The sequence below is a fragment of the Rhizobium herbae genome (genome assembly GCF_019511375.1).
In the GTDB taxonomy this organism is placed as follows: domain Bacteria; phylum Pseudomonadota; class Alphaproteobacteria; order Rhizobiales; family Rhizobiaceae; genus Pararhizobium; species Pararhizobium herbae_A.
In genome coordinates this window covers 1,102,614-1,123,361 of the sequence record NZ_JAEUAO010000002.1, presented here as the reverse complement: position 1 = coordinate 1,123,361, position 20,748 = coordinate 1,102,614, and the positions used below count along the sequence as shown (strand labels likewise).

The window sequence follows — 20,748 nt, the reverse complement described above, 5'->3', positions numbered from 1 at the left end:
CTTCGTGTGCAACCGGCAAGGTGCAGCTTGCTCCGGCCAATCTCCCCCCTTGAGGGGGAGATGTCACGCAGTGACAGAGGGGGGTATCGTTCCGCATTTTCGAAACCGTCGCGTTCCCCGCAAATCCCCCAGATTCCCCGGTAGCCTCTCTTGTTCCGCATCCCCCTCCTTGTTGCCCTTGCCCTGTGCGTCGCCTTCGGCGTCGGCATCGTCTCGACCGTCTCCGCCCTGAAGGCGACCGTCGGTTTCGGGGCGATCGCGCTTGGACCCTGGGTCGCCTTTCCGGATGCGCAGACGGCAAATGCCGATCCTTATGCCAAGGCGCACCGGGCGCGGGCGGGAAAGCTGCTCTATGGCGGTGCCGAAGGCCTGCAGTTCACCGCATCCATCGACAGCGACGGTCAGAAGCTTTCCTCCGGCTGCACCTACGATATCACCGGCGTCACGCCGCCCGCCCGTTTCTGGACGCTCTATGCGACCACTGCCAACGACCAGCCGATGAAGACCGATCCGGCGCTTCCGGGCGCGATCAATGCCTGGACCGTTCTCAGACGGCCGGACAGTTCCTTCATCATCCACGTCTCCCCGGTCGCGCAGCCCGATAACTGGCTGGCGGTCCGCCGCATGGGCGCCTTCAAGCTGGTATTGACGCTGCTCGACACGCCAACCGCCGGTTCCTCGGGCCTCATCGATCTCGCCATGCCGAAGATCGTCAAGACGGGGTGCGCGGATGCGTAGCGTTCTCTTCGCCATCCTCGTCGGCCTCGTCGGCGCAGCACTGCTGCACATCGTCATCGTGCTTGCACTGCCGCAATTCACCGGCAAGGATGCCTATAGCCGGGTGCTCGGTCTCTACGAGATGGACAGTTTCTTCGCGCTCGGCAATGAGCCGGGAACGACCGGCCTTGCCAATGAGGATCCGTTCCTGCGCGTTGCCGTCTGCGGCTTTTCGGTGAGTTCCGGCCCCGCCCGGTTCCTCGCCAAGGGTTCGGTCCCCTTCTGGTCGCTATCGATCTACGACGCGAATTCCAACGAGATTTTCAGCATGAACGACCACACCGCCGTCAACGGCAATCTCGATCTGGTCCTAGCGACGCCGATCCAGCTGGTCGACCTCAGAAAAACGCCGTCAGAAAGCCTCGCCCAGTCGATCATGGTCGAAATGCCGGAGGAGGAAGGTTACGCCGTGTTGCGGGCACTCGCCCCGACCGACAGTTTCCAGGAGCCCGCGCGCAATTTTCTCGCCGAATCGAGCTGCGAGCCGTTCCGCCGCTGAGGCACGAAATCGTTGGCCTGGCCTATGCCGACAGCCGGCGGCCAGCCTCGTCCTTGATGCGCTTGATCATCGAGCGCAGGCCGTTGGCGCGCTGGGCGGTCAGATACTCGATCAGGCCCATGCGGCCGAACAGGTCGAGCGCGTCGATCTTGAGGATGTCCGAGGCAGGCTTGCCGGAAAAGATCGACAGCACGATGGCGACGAGGCCGCGCACGATATGGGCGTCCGATTCCCCTTCGAAGGTGAGGATCGGATCGCTTGCGCTGTCGGCATGGGTGACGAGCCAGACCTGGCTGGCGCAGCCCTGCACCTTGGCCTCGGCCGTGCGCTTCTCCTCAGGCATCTCCGGCAGCTTGCGGCCGAGCTCGATGACATAGCTCATGCGGTCCTGCCAATCGTCCAGATAGGAGCAATTGTCGATGATTTCGGCAAGCGGCGTGATCCGCGATGTGTTCACCTGGTCCATGCCCTTCATATAGGCGCGATGCCGAGGAGTGTGAAGCGCTTTTAGAAAACACCTCGTTCCGCAATCGATCCATGGTTTGGCCGGCACAGGCGACGGTCGAAAGAAAGGCCGTGAGGGATGGGCGTTGCTCACGACGGCGTTTAAACGCCGTTCAGGCAGTCATGAAGGCCGAACCGGCGCGGTTTATTTCGCCGGTACCATTTTCGGTTCGAGGCGCTTCTCCGGCACGGGTATCCTGTTGAAGACGGGCTCTGCTTGCGCGCCGGCCGGTTCTTCAGCCGTGACAGCCGCCGCCGGGTCGGCCGCGGTGATGGTGCCGGTCGTCACCGTGTCGCTGGGTTCGGCGAATTGCTGGTCGAGGAAGAGATAGGCGATCTTTGCGCCTTCGCGGGCGCGGTGGCCGAGTGCCACGAAGGTTTGCGCGCCCTTTTCGCAGACATCCGGCTTCTCGACGCAGAGCGCGCTGATATAGCCGAAGGCCTCCGTGGCAGCCGACATCGTGTCGCCGACATCGACCTTCGGCCCCTTGTCAAGCGTCGCGCTGCTCGACGGGTCGAGGAACGGCAGAAGCACCAGCACCAGCGAAAACCAGAATGTTCCCTTGATCAGAAACCACATTGTTTTGCCCAATCCTTTGGTCCGGCCATTGGTCCGGCGCCGGACGTCCGGTCTTTGCCGGATTCGCTTCCTGGCGCCTTGTCATCACACCTTAGGAGGGGATTTAGAACATGCCTTTGCCAAAACCGTTCGCATTTGCACCGTCTTTTCGTAAAATTGTCGATATCGGCATTTGAACCGCATTTTATGTGCATTTTACGGTTTGCCATTAAGGATCGTGGCGGAGCCGCAGGTTTCAGTCCAGCAAACGCAGGCTTCGCGGAAGACGAGCGCTGCCCCAAAGGTTAACATGGCGGAAAAAATCGCCTGAAATCCGCTGCTTACGCCCCATTAACCACAAAAGACGAAGCCGTCTGGATTTGTCCCGGAATGGGATTTTCCGGCGATTCCGCGGGTTTTGTGGCGATTTGATTTATCCTTTCATTAAGCCGCGGGTGCGAAATTCGGACGTGGGAAGTCATCGTCCGCCAAGGCCATTTTCAGGCCCGAGATGACGGCCTCGCATAAGGCGGAACCATGATGGATTCCGGCAAAAGAACGAGCGTACAGGGTTAAACGTGAGCGTATTGCGTAACATTGCTGGAAGGATGGCATCCCGCGTGGATGACGCCGCGCGCGCCTGGCTGCCGCGCCAGGTCGCCGGCGAGCCGGAGAGACGCCGCGAACTTGCCGTTGTCCGCGCCGTCGCCGCCAGCGCGCTTGTTGCCTTCCCTTCCGTGCCGCTGGCGCTGTCGGCTGTCCTGCCGGTTTCGCTGGCCTTGCCGGTCGGCGCCGCGTTGGTCGCCGCCGCCGGGCTGGTTTCGGCTGCGGGCGGCATCGCCTATGCGCGCAGCCTTCCGCCGCTGATGCCGCAGGCCGGGCCGCACCCAGCCCCTGCCGACACCGGCGCGCGGCATTATGATTGCTTCGCCGGCCTCGTCACGATCCATGATGTCAGGGGCTCGGTCACTGGAATTCACGGCCGCGACGCGGAATCCTATCTGGCCTGGATGCGCAATCCGATGGGTCGCGGCTTCATCGAGCAGGTCCACGTTTCCGACCGGATTCACTTCCTGCAGGCGATCGACGAATTGCGCCAGGGCAACCGCCAGGCGACGATCGATATCCGCTTCGAGCGGCCGAATGCCTTTGCCGGGGGCGAGCAGTTCGTCCACATGCGCTGCGAGATGACCGCACTCGGCCGCGGCGAGGAGCCGCTTGCGGCCATCCTCGTCCAGTCGCGCGACGTGTCCGAGGAGGCGCGGCTGCGGGCCGAGGCCGTGCAGAAGACCCGGCTCGCCGAAACCGCCAATGACGCCAAGACCCGCTTCCTGGCAGCGGTCAGCCACGAACTGCGCACGCCGCTCAACGCCATTCTCGGTTTTTCCGACATCCTTGCGGGCGAATATTTCGGCAAGCTCGAAAACGACCGCCAGCGGGAATATGTGGCGCTGATCAACCAGTCGGGCGCCCATCTCCTGTCGGTCGTCAACACCATGCTCGACATGAGCAAGATCGAGGCGGGCCGCTACGAGCTGATGCCCGAGCCGTTCCGCGTCGCCGATGTCGTCAATGCCTGCGAAGCGATGCTCGGGCTGCAGGCGCGCGAAAAGGGCGTGCAGCTGACCAGCCGCATCATGCGCTCGGTGGGCGAGGTCAATGCCGACCAGCGTGCCCTCCAGCAGATCCTGATCAATCTCGTCGGCAATGCGATCAAGTTCACCGACCGCGGCGGCCTCGTCACCATCGATGGCGAGGCCTCCGGCGGCAACCTGAAGCTCACCGTCAGCGATACGGGCATCGGCATCGCCGAAAGCAAGCTCGCGACGCTCGGCCAGCCCTTCGTGCAGATCCAGAACGATTATACCCGCAGGTATGAGGGAACCGGCCTCGGCCTGTCGCTGGTCAAGGGCCTGGTGTCGCTGCATGGCGGCCAGTTCGAGTTGCGCAGCCGTTCCGGCGAGGGAACGGTGATCACCGTCACAATTCCGCTCGATGGCTCCGGCATCCGTCTCGCTGACGAGCAGGAAGTTGTGGAACAGACAATGGTAGAGTTTCCGCCGCGCCTGAAGGAGCGCACAAGAGAGGTAACGAACGGGGACACGACGAACGGCCGGGGCCTTGCGGACACCGACCGGGTGCCGGGTGACGTGAAGATTGGAGGCGCCGGTCGTGACGGCTCGCAAGCGAAAACCGCCTGAGCGGAAAAAGAAGGCGCAGCGCGGCCCGGCCCTTGTGGTGCTCGGCCTTGCGACGCGCGGTCTCGTCTTCGCCGGTCGGCTGGCCTCGCGCAATCCGGGCCGTTTCGGCGGCTCTGCCGCTTTCGTGGTGGCGTTCAGTTTCGTCGCGGCAAATGCGATGTGGTACCAGCCGGGCGCCCATCCTTCGCCGCTCCTGCGCACCCGCCTGCCGTTCACCCATCCGCAGACCGCCGGTCTCGACGAGGAACCGGCCGGCGCTTCGCCGCGTAAGGTGACGACCTTCGTCATCCAGCGGGAGGATGAAACCGCCGCGGCGAAGATCGACGAGCCGAAGCCGGAGCCCGCAACGGAGGCGGCGCAGGTCCAGCCGGTAGCAGCGCCGGTCGCGGGCTCGGCACTGGTCATGAGCATCCAGAAGGAATTGGCCCGCCGCGGCCTTTATGACGGTCCGGCCGATGGCAAGACCGGCCCGAAGACCGCAGCCGCGATCCTGCGTTACGAAAAGCAGGCCGGCCGCCCGGAAACCGGCGCTGCCAGCGAAACGCTGCTCGCAGCGCTGCAAAACGAGCCGGCGACGCAAAAGACGCGGACCGCCGCCGCCCGCCCGGCCGAACGGCCCTACGGGAACGTCAAGGACGGCAAGGGCGAACTCGACCCGGTCGCCGCCGCGATCCGCAACGCCGAGGTCGATCCCCAGTTCATTCCCAAGGTCGATATCCCCGCCTCGAGCGAACTGGTGATGAACATCCAGAAGGGCCTGAGCAACCTCGCCTATACCGACGTCTCGATCGACGGCGTCGCCGGCGAGCAGACCCGCTCGGCCATCCGACATTTCGAAAAGCACTACCGTCTGCCCGAAACCGGCCAGCCGAGCGACAAGGTGCTGAAGAAGATGAAGGAAATCGGCGCGCTCTGAGGTGTTGCGCCAGCGGGGACTACCGAAACTCCTCACCCTCACCCTGCAATTTCCTCCTTAGATCGATTCCGATTTAAGGAATCATGCAGTAATCCTGCCCCGGCAAGCGGCAGTGCTGTCCCATATGGAGTGTGGGCGTTTGCGGCTTGCTGCCTCTTCTCCCCGCCGGGGAGAAGTGCCGAGCGCATGCGAGGCGATGAGGGGTTTCTCGGCGATCTCGGTGCCAGCCGTCCCCCTCGCCGGATGCCAGCAATCGCCACCCCATTTGCGCCGCAGCCCGCCCCGGTGTATCTGCCTGCCATGCGTCTGAAATCCGAACTCTTCGTCTCCGCTCTGCTGCGCCGGGTCTTCAACCTCGGCGGCTATGCGGCCGTGCTGCGCAAGGGCGCCGAAGAGGCCGGGGCGATTTTCATCCGGCAGCGGTCGCGGCTTGGCACGGAAACGCTCTATGCCCCGGCGCCGCAGAGTTTTTTCGATGGTCCGGTGCCGGGCCGCCTGTTCGAGATCCGGCTGCAGGAGGCGGACGGCGAGACGGTCGAACAGGCGATTGCCCGCGAGATCCGCTTCGATCCGGATTGCTGGGTTGTGGAAATCGAGGTCGAGAGCCGCGGCGACCTGTTCGATGTCGCCGCCGAAAAGGACGGCTGACGTTCAACGCCTGCGGCCGAAAGCCTGCTGCTGCGGCAACGTGCTGCCGCGTGGGGTGGTTTCCCTGGCGGCCGGCAACCGGCGCGGATCGGCGCCGCGCTCGGGCGCAAGATAGGGCAGGTGTTCGGCCCCCGCCTGTTCCTCGTCGGTGCGCAGCCAGGCCTGCAGGCGGACGTGGCTCGCTTCTGGGGTGAGCGACGACAGGAGGGCTTCGCTACGCGTGGTGCCGCCCAAGCGTTCTGCCAGATCCGGATAAAGCGAGCCGAGCACGAAGAGGCTGTCTTCGCGCCTCATGCCGAGCGCCGTCAGCGCGATGGCAAGATGCTGGCCGGAGACATCGAGCAGGATGCGCTCGCCGAGCTCCGGGCTGGTCGACAGGGCGGCCGCAAGGCTGGCGGCGAAAAGATTGGCCTCGCCGGAGCGGGCGAAGCGGACAAGAAGCGCCTCGTGGAGCGGGCTCAGCGGTTCAAGGGCGGGACCGGCCGGCGGCTCCTGTCTGGTTGCGCGGGCCAGCGCCTTGATGTCGCCGCGCAGTTTTTCTTCACGACGCAGCTTCGCCGTGGTCATGTCCGACGCGACGGCCTCCGACAGGCGCCTGTCCGCCGCGGCCGGCACGTCGAGTGGTCTGACGGGGCCACTGGCCATCTGACGGCGCTCGACCAGCGCATCGACGACATTGACCGACAGGTTTTCGCGCCGGGCAATCGCGGTGGCGTGGGCCGGACCCTGGGCACGGATGATCTGCAAGAGGGTTGCGTCGTCGACCGAGGTCGAGCGGGTGAGGAAAATCGCGGCAATGGAAATCGGCGCGTTGCCGATGACGAGCGCCACCGATTGCGGCACGTGCGGGCATTGCGAGAGAGCGGCGGCGGCCTGGCGACGGGCTTCGTCGCTGGAGGCGGCAAACAGCGGTTCGAACAGTTCGGCAAATTGCTTGAGGTCGGACCTGCGCGGATGGCGCAATCCCTCGAAACCGGTCACGGTCGCCATCAGGACAACGTCCTTCAGTCGTCCTGCCTGCGGCCTTTCCAACTCACGAAACCGGTCCGCCACGGATACCACCCACTCGTACGCACACCACTGTCCCGATTTCGGACAAACGGTCTTTCCGCTCATCCGCAGGGATATCGAACTCTCAGGCAAAATCGCAGGGCGCCAATTCGAAACCCGTGGCCGCCGCCAGTGTCAATCACGCCAAAGCGCTGAAAACACTGGCATTGACACTGTTCAAGCCGACCCTGCCGATCATGGCTGAATGATTGAGGAAGAGTACAGCGACGTGGTTAACATTTCGTTTACCGATCGCCAAGCACGCCCTCAGGGCATGTTTACGCGCAGTGCTGCAGGATATCGCCTGGGCCACGGGGTGCATCAGATCGCAGAATGGGCGGCCCGCAAGCCGCCCGTCGCAATGCTTGTGAGAAACCGGTCAGTTGCAGTTGTCGTCGGCCGGCCGGCAACGTCGACGCGGGCGATCCCCGTCACGCGAGCGCGCGCCGCGCAATTCCCGCATTTCCTCACGGCGCTGGCGCTCGGCGGCGCTACGATCCCCGTCACGCGAGCGCGTGGCGCGCAATTCCCGCATTTCCTCGCGGCGCTGGCGCTGGCGCTCGGCGCGGCTACGATCCCCGTCACGCGAGCGCGTGCCGCGCAATTCCCGCATTTCCTCGCGGCGCTGGCGCTCGGCGCGGAGACGATCGCGGTCCCGGCGCGGACGTTCGATATTGCCATCGTCGTCGCGTGAGCGGCGCTCGCGTATGGCGCGCTCGCGAGCCGCTTCCCGGAATTCCCGAACTTCCTCGCGGCGCTGGCGCTCGGCGCGGACGCGATCACCGTCGCGTTCCCGGCGCTCGATGCGCTCACGGCGGGATTGTTCGATGGAACTCCCGTCGTCATCGCTGCGGCGCGCGCGATCGAAACGTTCATAGTCGCGGCGGATGCGGCGATCGCGCTGATCGCGGTCCCCGTCCGTATCGCGGCGGTAGTAATCGCGGTTGCGGTAACGGTCGCGATAATAATCCCGATCCCTGTAGAAGTCGCGGTCGCGGTAGTAACGATCCCAATAGCTTCCAATTTCGAAGGTCACGAACGGAATGCCGAGCGTATCGTAATAATAGGGCTCCAGATAAACGAGGCTTTCCCCGTACTCGACCTGGACATAGCGGGAGGCGACCCAGCCGCGGCCTTCATAAAAGGATACGTCGCACCAGGGGACTTCGGAGAGGCAGCCGTGAATCTCCACCGACGTGCCGAGCGGAATGACGGTGACCGCCGGATAGGCCGTGCTCGGTCCCGAGCGCATATTGACATTGGCGGTAGCAAAGCCTGGTGTCGCCTGTGCGGCGGCCGGCAGGAGCAAGGCTGCGAGCGCCAGCACGGCGGCCTTCATCGTCTGTTGTATCGTCATTCGGTTTCCATCCTGTCTGGCGTCAGCCAACGCCGCCGTCGAATCCATCCTGTTTGCGCAAAGACCGTTGTTTTCATGTCTTTTTTGAGATGGCATCGTTCAACACCGCATGTGCTTTCCAAAGAAACGCGAAAGCACGCCCTTCGTTCCCGAAACCGGGCGGGGAACGCCCTGCCCCCGGATCGGTGATGCGCGAAAAACCGCCGGAACCAAAGACAGGCTGGCGCGTTGTCACGGCGTTGGAAAAAGGAGCCATGAGATGGTCGAAAAGAAATTCGCATCGGTACCGAACCAGGCCGAAGTCGAAGCGAGTGCCGCAAAGGTCGATCTCGACACGCAGATCTCCGACTTGCGCGCCGAGATTACCCGGCTGACGGAATCCGTTTCAGCCATCCGCTCGGGGGCGAAGGCCGTGGTGACCTCGGAGGCCGAGGTGCTCACCGAACGGTTGAAGGAGCGTGTCCGCGAAGAACCCGTATCAACGCTGCTGGCAGTCGCAGGCGTCGCTTTCGTCGTCGGTTTGCTGGCAAGGCGCTGACTGCCCGCATGAACTGTTCCTTTGGTAACGGCGGCGCGCCGTCTACGCGTCTATTTTCATGTTCGAAGGCGCAAGGCTTTGTCCGGTGGTAACTCCGGGCAAATTGCCAAGAAAACAGGGATTCTATCCCTAGGATTGGGGCTTTGACGGTTAAGGAGCTATTAACTATCGTATGGCTCAATCGGCCAGCTTGAGATCACCTCGTCAAAGGCGACCCGCTTTCACGAATGGCATGAAGAAGGAGCAATCGAGAAAGGCGCAGATGTCCGGGCGAAAGCTTGAGGAACGCGCCGGCCCCCAGAACGGGCAGGGTGAAATACGGTAGTTCATCCGTCTCAACCAGTTTTTGGAGACGAGCATGGCAGAAGTTATTCGCATAGAGGACCGCCTGACGCGAGCACCGCCGAAACCGGCCATGGGTCCGGTTGCGCCGGGCAACGGCGTGATCCTGTTGTTCACCGGCATCCGCTATGAGCGGCTCGATGGCTACAGGGGTGCAACGCCGAAGCCGGCTCCCGGACAGCCAAAGAAGCATTGAGACTTCTTAGCCGCTGCGTCGCCCCCACGCACGTCTCAGGACAGCGGCCCCCCTACAACACCCGCGCGACAGGCTCCCTCTTCCCCCGCGGGGAGAAGTGCCGAGCGTATGCGAGGCGATGAGGGGGTTTCTCCCAATCTCGGCGCCAGCCGTCCCCCTCATCCGGCGCTTCGCGCCACCTTCTCCCCGCGGGAGAGAAGAGGGGAGCAAGCCGCAACATGCCGCCGTGTGTCATCCATCCTTGATACCTGTCACCAGGCCACTGGCATCCGGACGATAACCCTCCGCGCCCCAGGCATGGCTTTGCCTGCCGGCCGGTCGCGGCGGCGCATAGTGGCGGGCAAGCGTCATCAGGGCGGCGCGCAACATCAGCTTGGCGGAACGCGCCGGCCATTGCCGCTCCCGCTCGACGAGTTCCAGCCCCTTCTGGAAGCAGCAGACATCGAGCGCGACGCCGCAAAGTTCCGGGCCGATCGCCTCCATCGCCCTGCCGACCCGCATGCGGGCGGCAAGCGCGGTATCGCAGAGGTCGGCCGTGCCGGCCCCTCCCCTTGTCTTGGTGGTCAGCCGCGGTTCGTAGGCCATGGTCAGGCGCGGCTGCAACTGCGCCCGGGTGAAATCGACATGCAGCCGCTCTCCCGCGGCAATCGCTTCGGGGGGCAGGAAGGCCTGGCCCGACTTCTCCTTCAGCCGGGCAATGGCTCCGAGCGGTGATTCCAGCGCGTTGACCCGTGCAGTCTGGCGGACGCCATCGACGGAAACGGTCCGGTTTTCAATTTCGCGATGCTGCTCCTGAAATGCGTCGTCCGGCGCAAGCAGGGCGCGGCGCAGAAAGGCCTGGGCCTCGGCCGTGGCGCGAACGCGGTTAGCCTCGCAGAGGATGAGCCCCGACGCGCAGGCCCGGTCCAGCGCGCCGTGCGGGAAATGCCGCGGCGGCCGGTCCTTGCCGGCGCTCAGCGTCACGCCTCCCTGCCCGGGCTCGACGACGACAACCGGATGGCTTGCCGCGTATCGGACGAGGCGGACGATCGTCTTGGCATCAACGGCCTCACTCATGCTCGCGGCCTCCCGGCGCACCGAAAACCGAGATGACGACGCGCTCGACAGAGGCGATGAAATCGTCGAAGGCGGGATCGTCGCGGCGGTCCTCGACGACATGGCAGGCATGGCTGACCGTCGTGCGATCGCGCCGGAACGCATAGCCGATATCGGTGAGCGAAATCTGCAGCACGACATGGCAGACATACATGGAGATCTGCCGGACATGGCAGCTGGTGCGGCGGCGGTCGCGCCTCAGCGGAACCCTCTCGCCCACCAGCATCACCATCTCGGCCGTCAACTGGCGCACGATCCGGCAACGCAGATGAACGGCAACGGGCAAGACCGGCCCCCAGGGCTCGACAATGCTGAGCCCATCGCCCGATGGCGAAGCCGACTTGATTTCCAGATGCCGGCGCCGTGTCATCACGGCGCGGGTGCGGTTCGGCGGCGTCAAACGGGGGGTGAAAAGAGGGGCAGCTTTGCTGGGGGGCATGATTTACTCCTTAGAATAGGAATTAATTCATACACCCTAGTGCGAATGCGGGGATAAAGGAAACGGCCTTTCAGCAACCAACCGTTGTTTTTTCGAGGTTTTTAATCATTTCCCTGAAGAAAATAGGTATATTTTCCTCGCTCCGCAAATCTGATGTCGCTCTGTAGCAACACGCGGACGGCAAGAACCGGCCAGGTCTCGCCTCGCCGGTTTGTCTTTCACAAGGGCCGAAAGCGCCCGGCCCTTATTTGCCGCGGCGCTTGCGGCGCTGGCCGAGACCCATCTCCTTGGCGAGGCGCGAACGCGCTTCGGCATAGGCCGGAGCCACCATCGGATAGTCTGCCGGCAGATCCCATTTCTCGCGGTACTCTTCCGGCGACAGGCTGTGGTGGGTCATCAGGTGGCGTTTCAGCGACTTGAAGGTGCCACCGCATTCCAGGCAGGTGATCTGGTCATCCTGAACCGACTTGCGCACGGACACGGCCGGCTTCGGCTTTTCAACGGCAACAACGACCGGAGCCGGGCTGTTGGTGTTGTTCAGGGCGGCGTGCACATCGCCGATCAGCGTCGAGAGTTCGGCGACCGGTACGACATGATTGCTGACATAGGCTGCAACGATCTCAGCGGTGAGTTCAACCAGAAGATCGTGGCCCGAGCCAAGCGTTAGATCCGTCATTCTTTCTTTCTCCTATCGGATTTCTTCCATATGTTCGCGACGGGTATCGCGAACACAACCAAAACATGCGAAGAAAATGTCCGAAAACCGCTATAATCGGCTTTCACCCGAAGGATTACCCTCGACTGAAACCGTAAAACCGCGGCAAGCTCTCATATTACTCCTAATTCCGGAGTTTGAATACATCGCCAAAGCGCCGGAAAATAACGGCACCTCAAAGCAACGATCACTATTCACAACCCATGCTGGAATTTCGATACGAATTAATATGGTATTGGACACTTTGCCATTACTCGCTTAACACCGTTCGAAGAAAAGTCCAATAATAATTTATGCGAGATCTAGCCTATTGATCTTGACGCGCGACGCAAAGCATATCCGGCACGGAAAAATTACGTTACATTCCTAAAAACGACACACCGCTGTGTTGCGGCGAGAGTGATTCTCTACGTCCTATGTGCTGTAATGGTTGCTGAATTCAGAGCCTGTCGGACTTCTGCTTTGCCAGGGGTAATTGGTCGGTAACGGACAGATTGGTCAGCCTGTAGCCCGCCTGATGCGCGGCCTTGGCAAGAAGATGGGCTGAAACCGGCGCCGTCAGGACGAAGAAGGCGAAACCGGCAAGCGCCCTGAGCAGGATGGCGATATCGAGGGCGTGCAGGCCGGCGGCCAGCAGCAAAAGGCCGGAGCCGATTGTGCCGGCCTTCGACGCCGCATGCATGCGCGTATAGAGATCCGGAAAGCGCAAAAGTCCAAGCGCTGCGAGCAGGCTGAAGATCGAGCCAGCCACCAGAAGCGCGCTGACGGCGCTCGCCACAAGCATATCCGGACCGGCGCTCATCGGCGGCCTCCCTTTTTCTGGCGCCGCGGCGGTGCCAGGGCCTTGCCCCGCTTCGGCACTGCCGCTGCACGGCTGTCGGCCCCGGCGGATTCCGGCGACAGGCCGCGCGCCAGAATGAAGCGGGCAAAGGCCACGGTCGCGAGAAAGCCGACGAGGCTCAGCGCAATGGCGATGTCGATATAGAGATTGAAGCCGCTGCGGATGGCGATGACGGCGATGAAGCCGATGGCGTTGGCGACCAGCATGTCGAGCCCGAGCACCCGGTCGGGCAGGGTCGGGCCGCGCACGATGCGCGCCACAGTCAGCAACAGGCCGAGCGACAGCGCGACGAGCGCGAAGGTGGTCGAGAATGAAAGAATAGCGGACGCGCTCATACCGGAAACGCCTCCCGGATGCGGCGTTCGAAGCCGGAAGAGATCGCCCGCCTCTCGGCCGCCGGATCGTGACAGGAGAGCGCGTGCACATAGAGCATCGTGCGGTCGTCCGAGACATCGACCGACAAGGTGCCGGGCGTGAGCGTGATCAGATTGGCGAGAAGGGTGATCTCGAAATCGCGCGTGATTGTCAGCGGATAGGCAAAGATGCCCGGCCGCAGCCGCATGTTCGGCCTGAGCACCACGACCGCGACCTTGATCGCCGACAGCATCAGTTCCTTGAAGAACAGCCCTGCCAGCAGCAGCAGCTTTATCGGGCGGACGCGATGGAGGCTGGCCGGCAACTGCTCGCGCACCAAAAGCAGCGACATCGCACCAATGGCAAAGCCGAGTGCCAGGTTGTGCAGGGTGAAGCTGCCGGTGACGAACGCCCAGACCAGGGTCAGCAGCAGATTGACGACGATGAATCTCATGGCGCTAAATCTCATGGCGCGCTCCCGGCTGGAAAGACGGAATGGAGATAGGCGGACGGTTCGTCGAGCGTCAAGGCGGCCTCATGGACGAGGCCGAGCAATGTTTGCGGAAACAGGCCGATCAGGACGCTGACCGCCGTCAGGGCGATGAGCGGCAGGAGCGCCGTCGCCGGCACTGCGTCCTGTGCCGACGGTGCGGCCGCGGCCGCCGGGCGCCAGTAGGCGAGCAGGAACAGGCGCCCCGTGGCAATCATCGTCAGGAAGCCGGTGAAAAGCAGCGCCGCCGCCAGCCAACCGGCGCCGCCGTCGAGCGCCGCCTTGACCAGCATCACCTTCGGCCAGAAGCCGGAAAACGGCGGCAGGCCGGAGACCGCGAAGAACAGCATCAGCGACAACGCGGAAAACAGCGCATGGCGCGCATAGAGACCGCTGAGCGACGCCATCGAAAAGCCGCCGCCGAGACGGGCGGCAAGGCCAGCCGCCAGATAGAGCGCCGTCATTACCACCATCGAATGCAGCGCGTAGAAGACCGCGCCGCCGATGCCGCCCGGGCCGCCGAGGGCAATACCGGCAAGCATGGAGCCGATACCGGAAATGACGAGATAGCCGAGCAGCCGGCGCGTGTCGGTCTGCGCCAGCGCCCCGAGTGCGCCGGTGATCATCGTGAGCGCGCCGACGGCTGCGATGACGAGGCTGAGGTCGTCCCGCTCGAGCGGAAACAGCATGACGGAAACGCGGATCAGCGCATAGATGCCGACCTTGGTCAGCAGCCCGGCAAACAGTGCCGACACGACGATACGCGGCGTATGATAGGAGGCGGGCAGCCAGAAGTTCACCGGAAAGGCTGCCGCCTTCATGGCAAAGGCAAAGACAAAGAGCGCAATCAGCGTCGTCAGCGGTGCCGTCTCTCGCAACGGTCCGGCCTTGGCCGCGATGTCGGCCATGTTGAGCGTGCCGAAGATGCCGTAGAGATAGCCGGTGGCGATCAGGAACAGCGTCGTGCCTACGAGGTTGAGAAAGCCGTATTTCACTGCCCCGTCGATCTGCTCGCGCTCCGCGCCGAGCACCAGGAGACCGAAGGACGAGATCAGCAAGACCTCGAACCAGACGTAGAGGTTGAAGATGTCGCCGGTCAGGAAGGCGCCGCTGACGCCGGCCATCAGAAGCATCAGAAAGGGATAGAAGCCGTAGCGACGGCCGCCGTCGTTGATGTCGGTGACGGCGGCAACGGCGCCGGCGAGCGCCACCACGGCCGCAATGAGTGCAAACAGCGCGCCCGTCAGATCGACCGTGAACGCGATGCCGAAAGGCGGCAGCCAGCGCCCCATGACCATGGTCACCGGACCGTTTTGCGCGACATGCCACAGGAGGGTGGCATCGAGCCCGGCAAGAATGCCAAGCGCGGCAACGGCGATTGGCGGGTGGAGAAAGGTCCGGTGCCGCACCATCATCAGCACGGCGCCGATGCCGATGCACCAGGCAACCGGCAGGATCACCAGCCAGTCGACCGCTGCCACCGGCTTAAGAACCAGCGCTGCGGACAGATCGACGGGAGGCGAGGAAACGGCCATGGCTGCGTCAGTATCCCAGCGGCGGCAGCGGGGTGCCGTCCGGCTCGGCCACCCGCATCTCGTCGGTGTTGTCGGTGCCAAGCGTGCTGTAGGCACGCCAGGAGAGCACCAGCAGGAAGGCGAAGAACGAGAAGGAAATCACGATCGCCGTCAGGATCAGGGCCTGCGGCAGCGGGTTGGCCACCGGCCCGGCCGGCACGTCGAGACCCGGCCCGATCACCGGCGGCACTTCACGCATGATCCGGCCGCTGGTGAAGATCAGCAGGTTGACGGCATTGCCGAGAATGACGACGCCCATCAGCATGCGGATGATGAACTTCGACATCATGAGATAGATGGCGATCGTCAGGAAGATGCCGGTGAGAAGCGAAAAAACGGGTTCCATCAATCCTCTCCCCGTTCCTCGAGCGACAAGGCGACGGAGGTCACCGCGCCGACGACGACCAGGTAGACGCCGATATCAAAGGTCATGACGCTCGACAGCGGCACCTCTTCGCCGAGGATGACCGGATAGATCCAAAGCCCCGTCATGAACGGCACATGGAACACCATCGACACGAGGCCGGACAGTGTCGAAAGCATGAGCCCTGCCCCGGCGATGGCCAGCGGATGAAAGACGATCGCCCGGCGCACGGTTTCGACGCCGAAGGCGATGCCGTAGATCGACAGGGCGGCAACCGCGATCAGCCCGCCGATGAAGCCGCCACCCGGCTCGTTGTGGCCGCGCAAAAGCACGAAAATCGAAAACAGCACCATCAGCCCGACGATAAGCGGCGCGACGGTGCGCAAGATCAGCGATCTCATCGGCTCGCCTCCTCCGCATCGGGATCATTGTCGGCGATGCGCCGCAGCGAGCCGGCCCGCAGCCTGACGAGCGACAGGATCGCCAGCGCGGCGATCATCACCACGGCGATCTCGCCGAGCGTGTCGGTGCCGCGGAAATCGACGATGATGACGTTCACCACATTGGCGCCGTGGGCGATCGTCTTCGAATACTGATTGAAGAAATCGCTGAGCCCCGTGTCGAACGGCGCTTGCGTCACCTTGAGCAGAAAGAGCGTCGCGCCGAGCCCGCAGGCAAGCGCGATCGCCGCATCCGGCAGGCTCTCGCGCAGCGGGCGGTGGTCGGAGGGCGAGAGCCTCAGCCGCGTCATCACCAACGCGAGGATGACGACGGCGAGCGTTTCGATCATGAACTGGGTGAAGGCAAGATCCGGCGCGCCGTAGAGGAGGAAGATCACCGCCACCGAAAAGCCCTGGATACCGAGCGAGACGATCGCCGTCAGCCGGTCCTGCGCCAGAATTACCGCGACAAGCCCGATCACGGCGATTGCCATGATGGCGAGCTCGTGCAGCGGGATATCCTGCGGGAAGACCGGCGCGCGCGCCAGTTCGCCGTAGAGGAAGGGCGGTACGATGAGCACGACCGCCAGCAGGGTGAAGGTGGCGGTCATATAGATGTCGAGCCGGCCAGTCTGCAGCCGCCGGGTGACGGCGCAAGACAGCCGGACGAGGCCGCGCATCGCCTGGTCGAAGCCGCGATCCGGCCCCCAGCCGATGGCGGCGAGAGCGGCGGCGATGGCCGCGCGAAGCCGTGCAAGCCTGAGATAGAAACCGATGCCGAGCAGAACGGTAAGGGTCGAGAGTGCCGCCGGAACGCCGAAATGCGGCGCCAGCGAGATGGTCACCACCCGCGCCTCGCCGGCAATGGCGGATGCCATCGGCGACGTGATCAGTTGATGCACAGTGCCGGAAAGGAGTGCGACCGCCAGCCCCATCAGCGCCAGAACGGCAGGGCCGAGCCAGAGCAACAGGGGAGCCTCGTGTGCGGCCTGCGGCGTTTCGACCCGTTTGCCGATGAACGGCTTCAGCGCCACGGCGAAGGCGGCGGCAAACATCAGCGCATTGCCGACAACGGCCAGCGCCGCAAAAATGATCGCGCGACCGTCGAAGGCGTACAGCGCGGCATAGACCTCTTCCTTGGCCAGGAAGCCGAAGAACGGCGGCAACCCGCCCATCGAAGCGGCCGACGCGAGCGCTGCGGCGAAGGTCAGCGGCATGGCGGACCGCAGGCCGCCCAGCCGCGTCACGTCGCGCATGCCCGTTTCGTGGTCGATAGAGCCCGCCACCATGAACAGCGCCCCCTTGAACAGGCAATGCGCCACCAGATAGAGCGCTGCCGCCTCGATCGCGTAGGGCGCGCCGAAGCCGGTCAGGAGAACCAGAAGGCCGAGCGACGACACCGTCGTATAGGCGAGCATCAGCTTCAGATCGGTCTGACGCACCGCCAGGAGCGCGCCGATGATGAGGGTCGCGGCGCCGAACACCGGCAGGATGATCTGCCAGGCCGGCGTGCCGCCGAGCACCGGGTAAAGCCGCATCAACAGATAGACCCCGGCTTTCACCATGGTCGCCGAATGCAGATAGGCCGACACCGGGGTTGGCGCCTCCATGGCGTTCGGCAGCCAGAAATGGAAGGGGAACTGCGCCGATTTGGTGAAGGCGCCGCCGAGCACGAGGATCAGCGCCGCCAGATAGAGCGGGCTTGCCTTGACCTGCGGGGCAAACGCGGTGAGCAGCGAAAACTGGCTGATGCCGGTCATGTTCCACAGGATGATCAGCCCGGCGAGCAGGAACAGCCCCCCGCCGCCCGTCACCACCAGCGCCTGCAGGGCTGCGCGGCGGGCGGCCTCGCGCTGATGGTCGAAACCGATCAGCAGGAAGGAGGTGATCGAGGTCAGCTCCCAGAAGATGAACAGCATCAGGAAACTGTCGGAGGCCACCAGACCCAGCATAGAGCCCATGAACATCAGGAGGAACGAGAAGAACCGGCCCTGATGCGGATGCCCCTTCAGGTAGCCGCCGGAGTAAAGCACGATCAGAGCGCCGATGCCGGAAATCAACAGCATGAAGGTCAGCGACAGCCCGTCGATCAGCCAGGAGAAGCGCACCTGGAACGAAGGCACCCAGGCATAGCCGCCGGTCACCACCTCGCCGCGAGCAATCTCAGCCGAGAAGCCGGTAAGATGCAGGAAGATCGCCACGGGCACGAGCGCCAGCGCCCAGGCGGCGTTGTGACCGAGGATGCGGGTGACCAGCGGCGCGACGATCGCGCCCAGGAACGGCAAAAGGAGAGCCAGAAATGTCAGATCGGCGACACTCATGGGTCCGATTGGTCCTTTCAAGGGTTGCGGGCTGCGGGGTGGCAGGAGACGGCAAGGAAGCTCGGCGAACGAACTACTGATGCGAATACTCTTGGGGATAAGCCAAGAGAGCAACGAACTCAAGCTTGTGGCCGGAAAAACGGCCCCTCTCCTCCGATTGCCGCAGCCGAACAATCGGACGCTGCAGCGGGGCGATTGCCGGAGCGCCGCAAGCTTCCTATATCTGCAGCAAATCAGGGGAGAGACCGATGAACGACACCAGCACCTTGAAGATCTTCAAGACCGATGAGGAATGGCGGGCGCAGCTGACGCCGGAACAGTACCGGATCACCCGCCAGCACGGCACCGAGCGCGCTTTCTCGAGCCCGGATTTCGACTTGAGCAAGAAGGGTGTCTATCACTGCGTCTGCTGCAACCGGCCGCTCTATCGCTCGCAGGCGAAGTTCAATTCCGGCACCGGCTGGCCGAGCTTCTACGAACCGATCTCGGTGGACGCCGTGACGACACATCACGACACGTCCTATGGCATGAGCCGGACGGAAATCCGCTGCGCCGATTGCGACGCCCATCTCGGTCACGTCTTCCCCGACGGCCCGCCGCCCACCGGCCTGCGCTACTGCATGAACGGGGTTGCCCTGACCTTTGAGGAGGAGTGAGCCGCCGACCGGGCGGCACAGTCCGTCAGGATGGCAGCCTGGTGGCGCCGATGCTCATCTCTGGCGCTTGCGGCATGCCGAACAGATGCGCAAACAGCGCATAAAGACAGAGCACCAATACGGCCAGCGCCATCAAGGGAACGAACACGAAGACGAGGATGATCGACCAATTGCGCCCCGGTGTCGGCTCTGCGTCCGCCTCGCTCCAGAGGGGAACGCCCGTGTCGTCGACGTGATGCTTGGAAGGTTCGCCTGAAACCCTGCGGCTTGCCGCATTCCCTGGTTCTGTCACTGCCCCTCCTTTTGGCGATTGTCCGCCGCTTTGACACGATACACATGTTTCCTCCGGCAAGTCTTCGATATGACTATATCGTAAACCGACCGGCGATTTCAGGGTTGCCACTTGCCCCTCCATGATTTTAGGGGGAAGCAGTCTTTTTTCAACCCACAGTGTACTGCTTAGTTTTACTACACATAAATTTCCACTGCTCCCGGGTCTCTAGGAAGACCGAATGGCGGATGCGACAATTGAAGACCGGATGGCCGATGCGACAAATTAAGGAGCCGACCTTGAGACATGCGCTGTTGCTGACGGCAACCCTTTGCACGATTTCGCCCGCACTCGCCGCGGACGATTGGACGAGCTATTCCAATTCGCGCTTCGGATATAGTGCAGCCGTGCCGCCCGGCTTCACGCTGGGCAAGGAGGCCGACAACGGCGACGGGGCGACCTTTCGCTCGGATGACGGGCGTTCCGAGCTTTCGCTCTACGGCACCATGCTCGAAACCGGCGAATTTGCCGGGGAGGCCCGAAAGCGCCTCGACGCGGACCGGGCGGCCGGATGGACGATCACCTATGACAAGGTGACGAACGGCTGGGCGAGCTATTCCGGCGCGCGATCGGCCGATATTCTCTATGTCCGCGGCATCGCTCTTTGCGACGGCAACGCCGCCTATTTTCACCTTCGCTACCCGCGCGACCGGTTGAAGACGTTCAACAGCGTCATCGGCCGGTTGGTGAAATCGTTGCGGCCGGCCGCGGGATGCGAACAGGCGCCGCAACAGGCTCCGGGTGCCGCGCAGCACTGACAGCCACCGTTAGATTTCCGAGGTCAGGCCGAAGCGCTGCTGATGCAGGTGAGCACGGCGGAATAGTGCACGGCAGACGCGATGACCACGAAGCCGTGCCAGATGGCGTTCTGGAAACGCAGCTTTTCCCAGACATGGAAGATGACGCCGCAGGAGTAGAGGATCCCGCCGATCACGATGAGGATCAGCGTCGTCTCCGTCAGTTGCGACAGGAGCGGACCGGCGGCGAACACGCCGCTCCAGCCCATGGCGAGATACATGAGGATCGCCACCTTGTCGAAGCGACCCGGAAAGACGCATTTGATCAGCACCCCGACAAAGGCGATCGTCCAGATGCCGATCAGCAGGCCGAACAGACAGGGATCGTCCCAGCCGCGCTGCAAAAAAGGCGTATAGGTGGCGGCGATCAGCACGAAGATCGACGAATGGTCGACGCGCCGCAGGACCAGTTTGGTGCGCGATATCGGATAGAGATTGTAGAGGAAGGAGATCGAGAGCGTCACCACCAGCCCGGCGCCGTAGATCCACGCGGCAGCCAACTGGCCGGACGTACTCCAGACCGTGGCGTAGAAGATCATCGCCGTGACGCCGATCAGGGCAAAGGCGAGACCGACCCCGTGGACCACGCCGTCGGCAATCAGTTCAGAACGATCGTAGTTCCATTTGATGCCCTTGATTTCCACCAGAGCCCCTCGACACTTCGTCCGGCTTCACGATGTTGCCGGCACATCACCCACCATGATGACCGATATCGCGCCGCCACACTGCGTGGCAGTCCTGCCA

24 protein-coding genes and 1 pseudogene are annotated in these 20,748 nt (G+C 63.4%); 9 read left to right on the top strand and 16 right to left on the bottom strand.

The window, feature by feature from the left end; translation table 11 throughout:
* The first annotated feature begins 150 nt into the window (after positions 1-150).
* Positions 151-738: a DUF1214 domain-containing protein gene (locus JNB71_RS12665; RefSeq protein WP_220372110.1), complete on the top strand. Its 588-nt coding sequence runs from the start codon at positions 151-153 to the stop codon at positions 736-738.
* Entirely contained in the window at positions 731-1,276 is a 546-nt protein-coding gene (locus JNB71_RS12660) for a DUF1254 domain-containing protein (protein WP_220372109.1), read from the top strand. The genes JNB71_RS12665 and JNB71_RS12660 overlap by 8 nt, the downstream gene beginning before the upstream one ends.
* 22 nt (positions 1,277-1,298) lie before the next feature.
* Here JNB71_RS12660 and JNB71_RS12655 read toward each other — a convergent pair whose 3' ends face one another.
* Together JNB71_RS12655 and JNB71_RS12650 are read right to left on the bottom strand one after the other, a co-directional pair.
* Positions 1,299-1,718: a SufE family protein gene (locus tag JNB71_RS12655; protein WP_220372267.1), complete on the bottom strand. Its 420-nt coding sequence runs from the start codon at positions 1,716-1,718 to the stop codon at positions 1,299-1,301.
* Between the two features lie 207 nt (positions 1,719-1,925).
* Positions 1,926-2,360 carry a DUF5330 domain-containing protein gene (locus JNB71_RS12650; protein ID WP_220372108.1) on the bottom strand — a complete coding sequence of 145 codons (435 nt, stop codon included), beginning with the start codon at positions 2,358-2,360 and terminating at the stop codon, positions 1,926-1,928.
* 587 nt (positions 2,361-2,947) lie between these two features.
* Here JNB71_RS12650 and JNB71_RS12645 point away from each other — a divergent pair.
* The 3 genes from JNB71_RS12645 to JNB71_RS12635 all read left to right on the top strand — a co-directional run bounded on the left by JNB71_RS12645 (position 2,948) and on the right by JNB71_RS12635 (position 6,104).
* Complete coding sequence (locus JNB71_RS12645) at positions 2,948-4,540, top strand: sensor histidine kinase (RefSeq protein ID WP_220372266.1); 1,593 nt, start codon at positions 2,948-2,950, stop codon at positions 4,538-4,540.
* Complete coding sequence (locus JNB71_RS12640) at positions 4,512-5,456, top strand: peptidoglycan-binding domain-containing protein (RefSeq protein WP_220372107.1); 945 nt, start codon at positions 4,512-4,514, stop codon at positions 5,454-5,456. The genes JNB71_RS12645 and JNB71_RS12640 overlap by 29 nt, the downstream gene beginning before the upstream one ends.
* A gap of 300 nt (positions 5,457-5,756) precedes the next feature.
* On the top strand, positions 5,757-6,104 hold the full coding sequence (locus JNB71_RS12635; protein WP_220372265.1) for a DUF1491 family protein: 348 nt from the start codon (positions 5,757-5,759) through the stop codon (positions 6,102-6,104).
* 3 nt (positions 6,105-6,107) lie between these two features.
* Here JNB71_RS12635 and JNB71_RS12630 read toward each other — a convergent pair whose 3' ends face one another.
* Positions 6,108-7,094, bottom strand: a complete 987-nt coding sequence (locus JNB71_RS12630) for a DUF2336 domain-containing protein (protein WP_431028756.1) — start codon at positions 7,092-7,094, stop codon at positions 6,108-6,110.
* An 823-nt stretch (positions 7,095-7,917) separates the two neighbouring features.
* Positions 7,918-8,493, bottom strand: a pseudogene (locus JNB71_RS24730) (SH3 domain-containing protein); the annotation flags it as partial.
* 277 nt (positions 8,494-8,770) lie between these two features.
* Between JNB71_RS24730 and JNB71_RS12620 the strand changes: the two are divergent.
* Both JNB71_RS12620 and JNB71_RS12615 read left to right on the top strand, forming a co-directional pair.
* Positions 8,771-9,049 (top strand): hypothetical protein, encoded by a 279-nt coding sequence (locus tag JNB71_RS12620; protein WP_220372106.1) that lies wholly within the window; start codon positions 8,771-8,773, stop codon positions 9,047-9,049.
* 358 nt (positions 9,050-9,407) lie between these two features.
* Positions 9,408-9,587 (top strand): hypothetical protein, encoded by a 180-nt coding sequence (locus JNB71_RS12615; protein ID WP_220372105.1) that lies wholly within the window; start codon positions 9,408-9,410, stop codon positions 9,585-9,587.
* Positions 9,588-9,818: 231 nt separating this feature from the next.
* Here JNB71_RS12615 and JNB71_RS12610 read toward each other — a convergent pair whose 3' ends face one another.
* The 10 genes from JNB71_RS12610 to JNB71_RS12565 form a co-directional block, all read right to left on the bottom strand.
* A complete protein-coding gene (locus JNB71_RS12610; RefSeq protein ID WP_220372104.1) occupies positions 9,819-10,643 on the bottom strand; it encodes a DUF6456 domain-containing protein in 825 nt (274 codons plus the stop codon).
* Positions 10,636-11,121, bottom strand: coding sequence for a helix-turn-helix domain-containing protein (locus JNB71_RS24725; RefSeq protein WP_346657255.1), 486 nt, complete (start codon positions 11,119-11,121; stop codon positions 10,636-10,638). The genes JNB71_RS12610 and JNB71_RS24725 overlap by 8 nt, the downstream gene beginning before the upstream one ends.
* A 244-nt stretch (positions 11,122-11,365) precedes the next feature.
* Entirely contained in the window at positions 11,366-11,797 is a 432-nt protein-coding gene (locus tag JNB71_RS12600; RefSeq protein WP_220372103.1) for a MucR family transcriptional regulator, read from the bottom strand.
* Positions 11,798-12,275: 478 nt separating this feature from the next.
* Positions 12,276-12,620, bottom strand: a complete 345-nt coding sequence (mnhG, locus tag JNB71_RS12595; protein ID WP_431028818.1) for a monovalent cation/H(+) antiporter subunit G — start codon at positions 12,618-12,620, stop codon at positions 12,276-12,278.
* A 14-nt stretch (positions 12,621-12,634) separates the two neighbouring features.
* Positions 12,635-13,012: a cation:proton antiporter gene (locus JNB71_RS12590; RefSeq protein WP_220372101.1), complete on the bottom strand. Its 378-nt coding sequence runs from the start codon at positions 13,010-13,012 to the stop codon at positions 12,635-12,637.
* Complete coding sequence (locus JNB71_RS12585) at positions 13,009-13,485, bottom strand: Na+/H+ antiporter subunit E (RefSeq protein ID WP_220372100.1); 477 nt, start codon at positions 13,483-13,485, stop codon at positions 13,009-13,011. Before JNB71_RS12585 ends, JNB71_RS12590 begins: the two co-directional genes overlap by 4 nt.
* 11 nt (positions 13,486-13,496) lie before the next feature.
* A complete protein-coding gene (locus JNB71_RS12580) occupies positions 13,497-15,056 on the bottom strand; it encodes a Na+/H+ antiporter subunit D (RefSeq protein ID WP_220372099.1) in 1,560 nt (519 codons plus the stop codon).
* Between the two features lie 7 nt (positions 15,057-15,063).
* A complete protein-coding gene (locus tag JNB71_RS12575) occupies positions 15,064-15,441 on the bottom strand; it encodes a Na+/H+ antiporter subunit C (RefSeq protein ID WP_220372098.1) in 378 nt (125 codons plus the stop codon).
* The gene (locus JNB71_RS12570) at positions 15,441-15,860 is read right to left on the bottom strand and encodes a Na(+)/H(+) antiporter subunit B (protein ID WP_018329538.1); all 420 of its coding nucleotides are present in this window, start codon (positions 15,858-15,860) and stop codon (positions 15,441-15,443) included. The genes JNB71_RS12575 and JNB71_RS12570 overlap by 1 nt, the downstream gene beginning before the upstream one ends.
* Complete coding sequence (locus tag JNB71_RS12565) at positions 15,857-18,220, bottom strand: putative monovalent cation/H+ antiporter subunit A (RefSeq protein ID WP_220372097.1); 2,364 nt, start codon at positions 18,218-18,220, stop codon at positions 15,857-15,859. The genes JNB71_RS12570 and JNB71_RS12565 overlap by 4 nt, the downstream gene beginning before the upstream one ends.
* A gap of 248 nt (positions 18,221-18,468) precedes the next feature.
* On the opposite strand from JNB71_RS12565, the gene msrB reads away from it, so the two are divergent.
* Entirely contained in the window at positions 18,469-18,876 is a 408-nt protein-coding gene (msrB, locus tag JNB71_RS12560) for a peptide-methionine (R)-S-oxide reductase MsrB (protein WP_220372096.1), read from the top strand.
* 25 nt (positions 18,877-18,901) lie between these two features.
* On the opposite strand, the gene JNB71_RS12555 is transcribed toward msrB, so the two are convergent.
* Positions 18,902-19,168 (bottom strand): hypothetical protein, encoded by a 267-nt coding sequence (locus JNB71_RS12555; protein WP_220372095.1) that lies wholly within the window; start codon positions 19,166-19,168, stop codon positions 18,902-18,904.
* Positions 19,169-19,446: 278 nt separating this feature from the next.
* Here JNB71_RS12555 and JNB71_RS12550 point away from each other — a divergent pair, with 278 nt between their 5' ends.
* Entirely contained in the window at positions 19,447-19,965 is a 519-nt protein-coding gene (locus tag JNB71_RS12550; protein ID WP_220372094.1) for a hypothetical protein, read from the top strand.
* Positions 19,966-19,988: 23 nt separating this feature from the next.
* On the opposite strand, the gene trhA is transcribed toward JNB71_RS12550, so the two are convergent.
* On the bottom strand, positions 19,989-20,651 hold the full coding sequence (trhA, locus tag JNB71_RS12545) for a PAQR family membrane homeostasis protein TrhA (protein ID WP_222857286.1): 663 nt from the start codon (positions 20,649-20,651) through the stop codon (positions 19,989-19,991).
* Between the last annotated feature and the right edge of the window lie 97 nt (positions 20,652-20,748).

What these genes read in the sequence shown, in the direction of transcription:
- JNB71_RS12660 (WP_220372109.1), top strand. Translation starts at nt 731, where the DNA reads ATGCGTAGCGTTCTCTTCGCCATCCTCGTCGGCCTCGTCGGCGCAGCA.
- JNB71_RS12650 (WP_220372108.1), bottom strand. Translation starts at nt 2,360, where the DNA reads ATGTGGTTTCTGATCAAGGGAACATTCTGGTTTTCGCTGGTGCTGGTG.
- JNB71_RS12645 (WP_220372266.1), top strand. Translation starts at nt 2,948, where the DNA reads ATGGCATCCCGCGTGGATGACGCCGCGCGCGCCTGGCTGCCGCGCCAG.
- JNB71_RS12635 (WP_220372265.1), top strand. Translation starts at nt 5,757, where the DNA reads ATGCGTCTGAAATCCGAACTCTTCGTCTCCGCTCTGCTGCGCCGGGTC.
- JNB71_RS12630 (WP_431028756.1), bottom strand. Translation starts at nt 7,094, where the DNA reads ATGGCGACCGTGACCGGTTTCGAGGGATTGCGCCATCCGCGCAGGTCC.
- JNB71_RS12620 (WP_220372106.1), top strand. Translation starts at nt 8,771, where the DNA reads ATGGTCGAAAAGAAATTCGCATCGGTACCGAACCAGGCCGAAGTCGAA.
- JNB71_RS12615 (WP_220372105.1), top strand. Translation starts at nt 9,408, where the DNA reads ATGGCAGAAGTTATTCGCATAGAGGACCGCCTGACGCGAGCACCGCCG.
- JNB71_RS12610 (WP_220372104.1), bottom strand. Translation starts at nt 10,643, where the DNA reads ATGAGTGAGGCCGTTGATGCCAAGACGATCGTCCGCCTCGTCCGATAC.
- JNB71_RS24725 (WP_346657255.1), bottom strand. Translation starts at nt 11,121, where the DNA reads ATGCCCCCCAGCAAAGCTGCCCCTCTTTTCACCCCCCGTTTGACGCCG.
- JNB71_RS12600 (WP_220372103.1), bottom strand. Translation starts at nt 11,797, where the DNA reads ATGACGGATCTAACGCTTGGCTCGGGCCACGATCTTCTGGTTGAACTC.
- mnhG (WP_431028818.1), bottom strand. Translation starts at nt 12,620, where the DNA reads ATGCTTGTGGCGAGCGCCGTCAGCGCGCTTCTGGTGGCTGGCTCGATC.
- JNB71_RS12590 (WP_220372101.1), bottom strand. Translation starts at nt 13,012, where the DNA reads ATGAGCGCGTCCGCTATTCTTTCATTCTCGACCACCTTCGCGCTCGTC.
- JNB71_RS12585 (WP_220372100.1), bottom strand. Translation starts at nt 13,485, where the DNA reads ATGAGATTCATCGTCGTCAATCTGCTGCTGACCCTGGTCTGGGCGTTC.
- JNB71_RS12580 (WP_220372099.1), bottom strand. Translation starts at nt 15,056, where the DNA reads ATGGCCGTTTCCTCGCCTCCCGTCGATCTGTCCGCAGCGCTGGTTCTT.
- JNB71_RS12575 (WP_220372098.1), bottom strand. Translation starts at nt 15,441, where the DNA reads ATGGAACCCGTTTTTTCGCTTCTCACCGGCATCTTCCTGACGATCGCC.
- JNB71_RS12570 (WP_018329538.1), bottom strand. Translation starts at nt 15,860, where the DNA reads ATGAGATCGCTGATCTTGCGCACCGTCGCGCCGCTTATCGTCGGGCTG.
- JNB71_RS12565 (WP_220372097.1), bottom strand. Translation starts at nt 18,220, where the DNA reads ATGAGTGTCGCCGATCTGACATTTCTGGCTCTCCTTTTGCCGTTCCTG.
- msrB (WP_220372096.1), top strand. Translation starts at nt 18,469, where the DNA reads ATGAACGACACCAGCACCTTGAAGATCTTCAAGACCGATGAGGAATGG.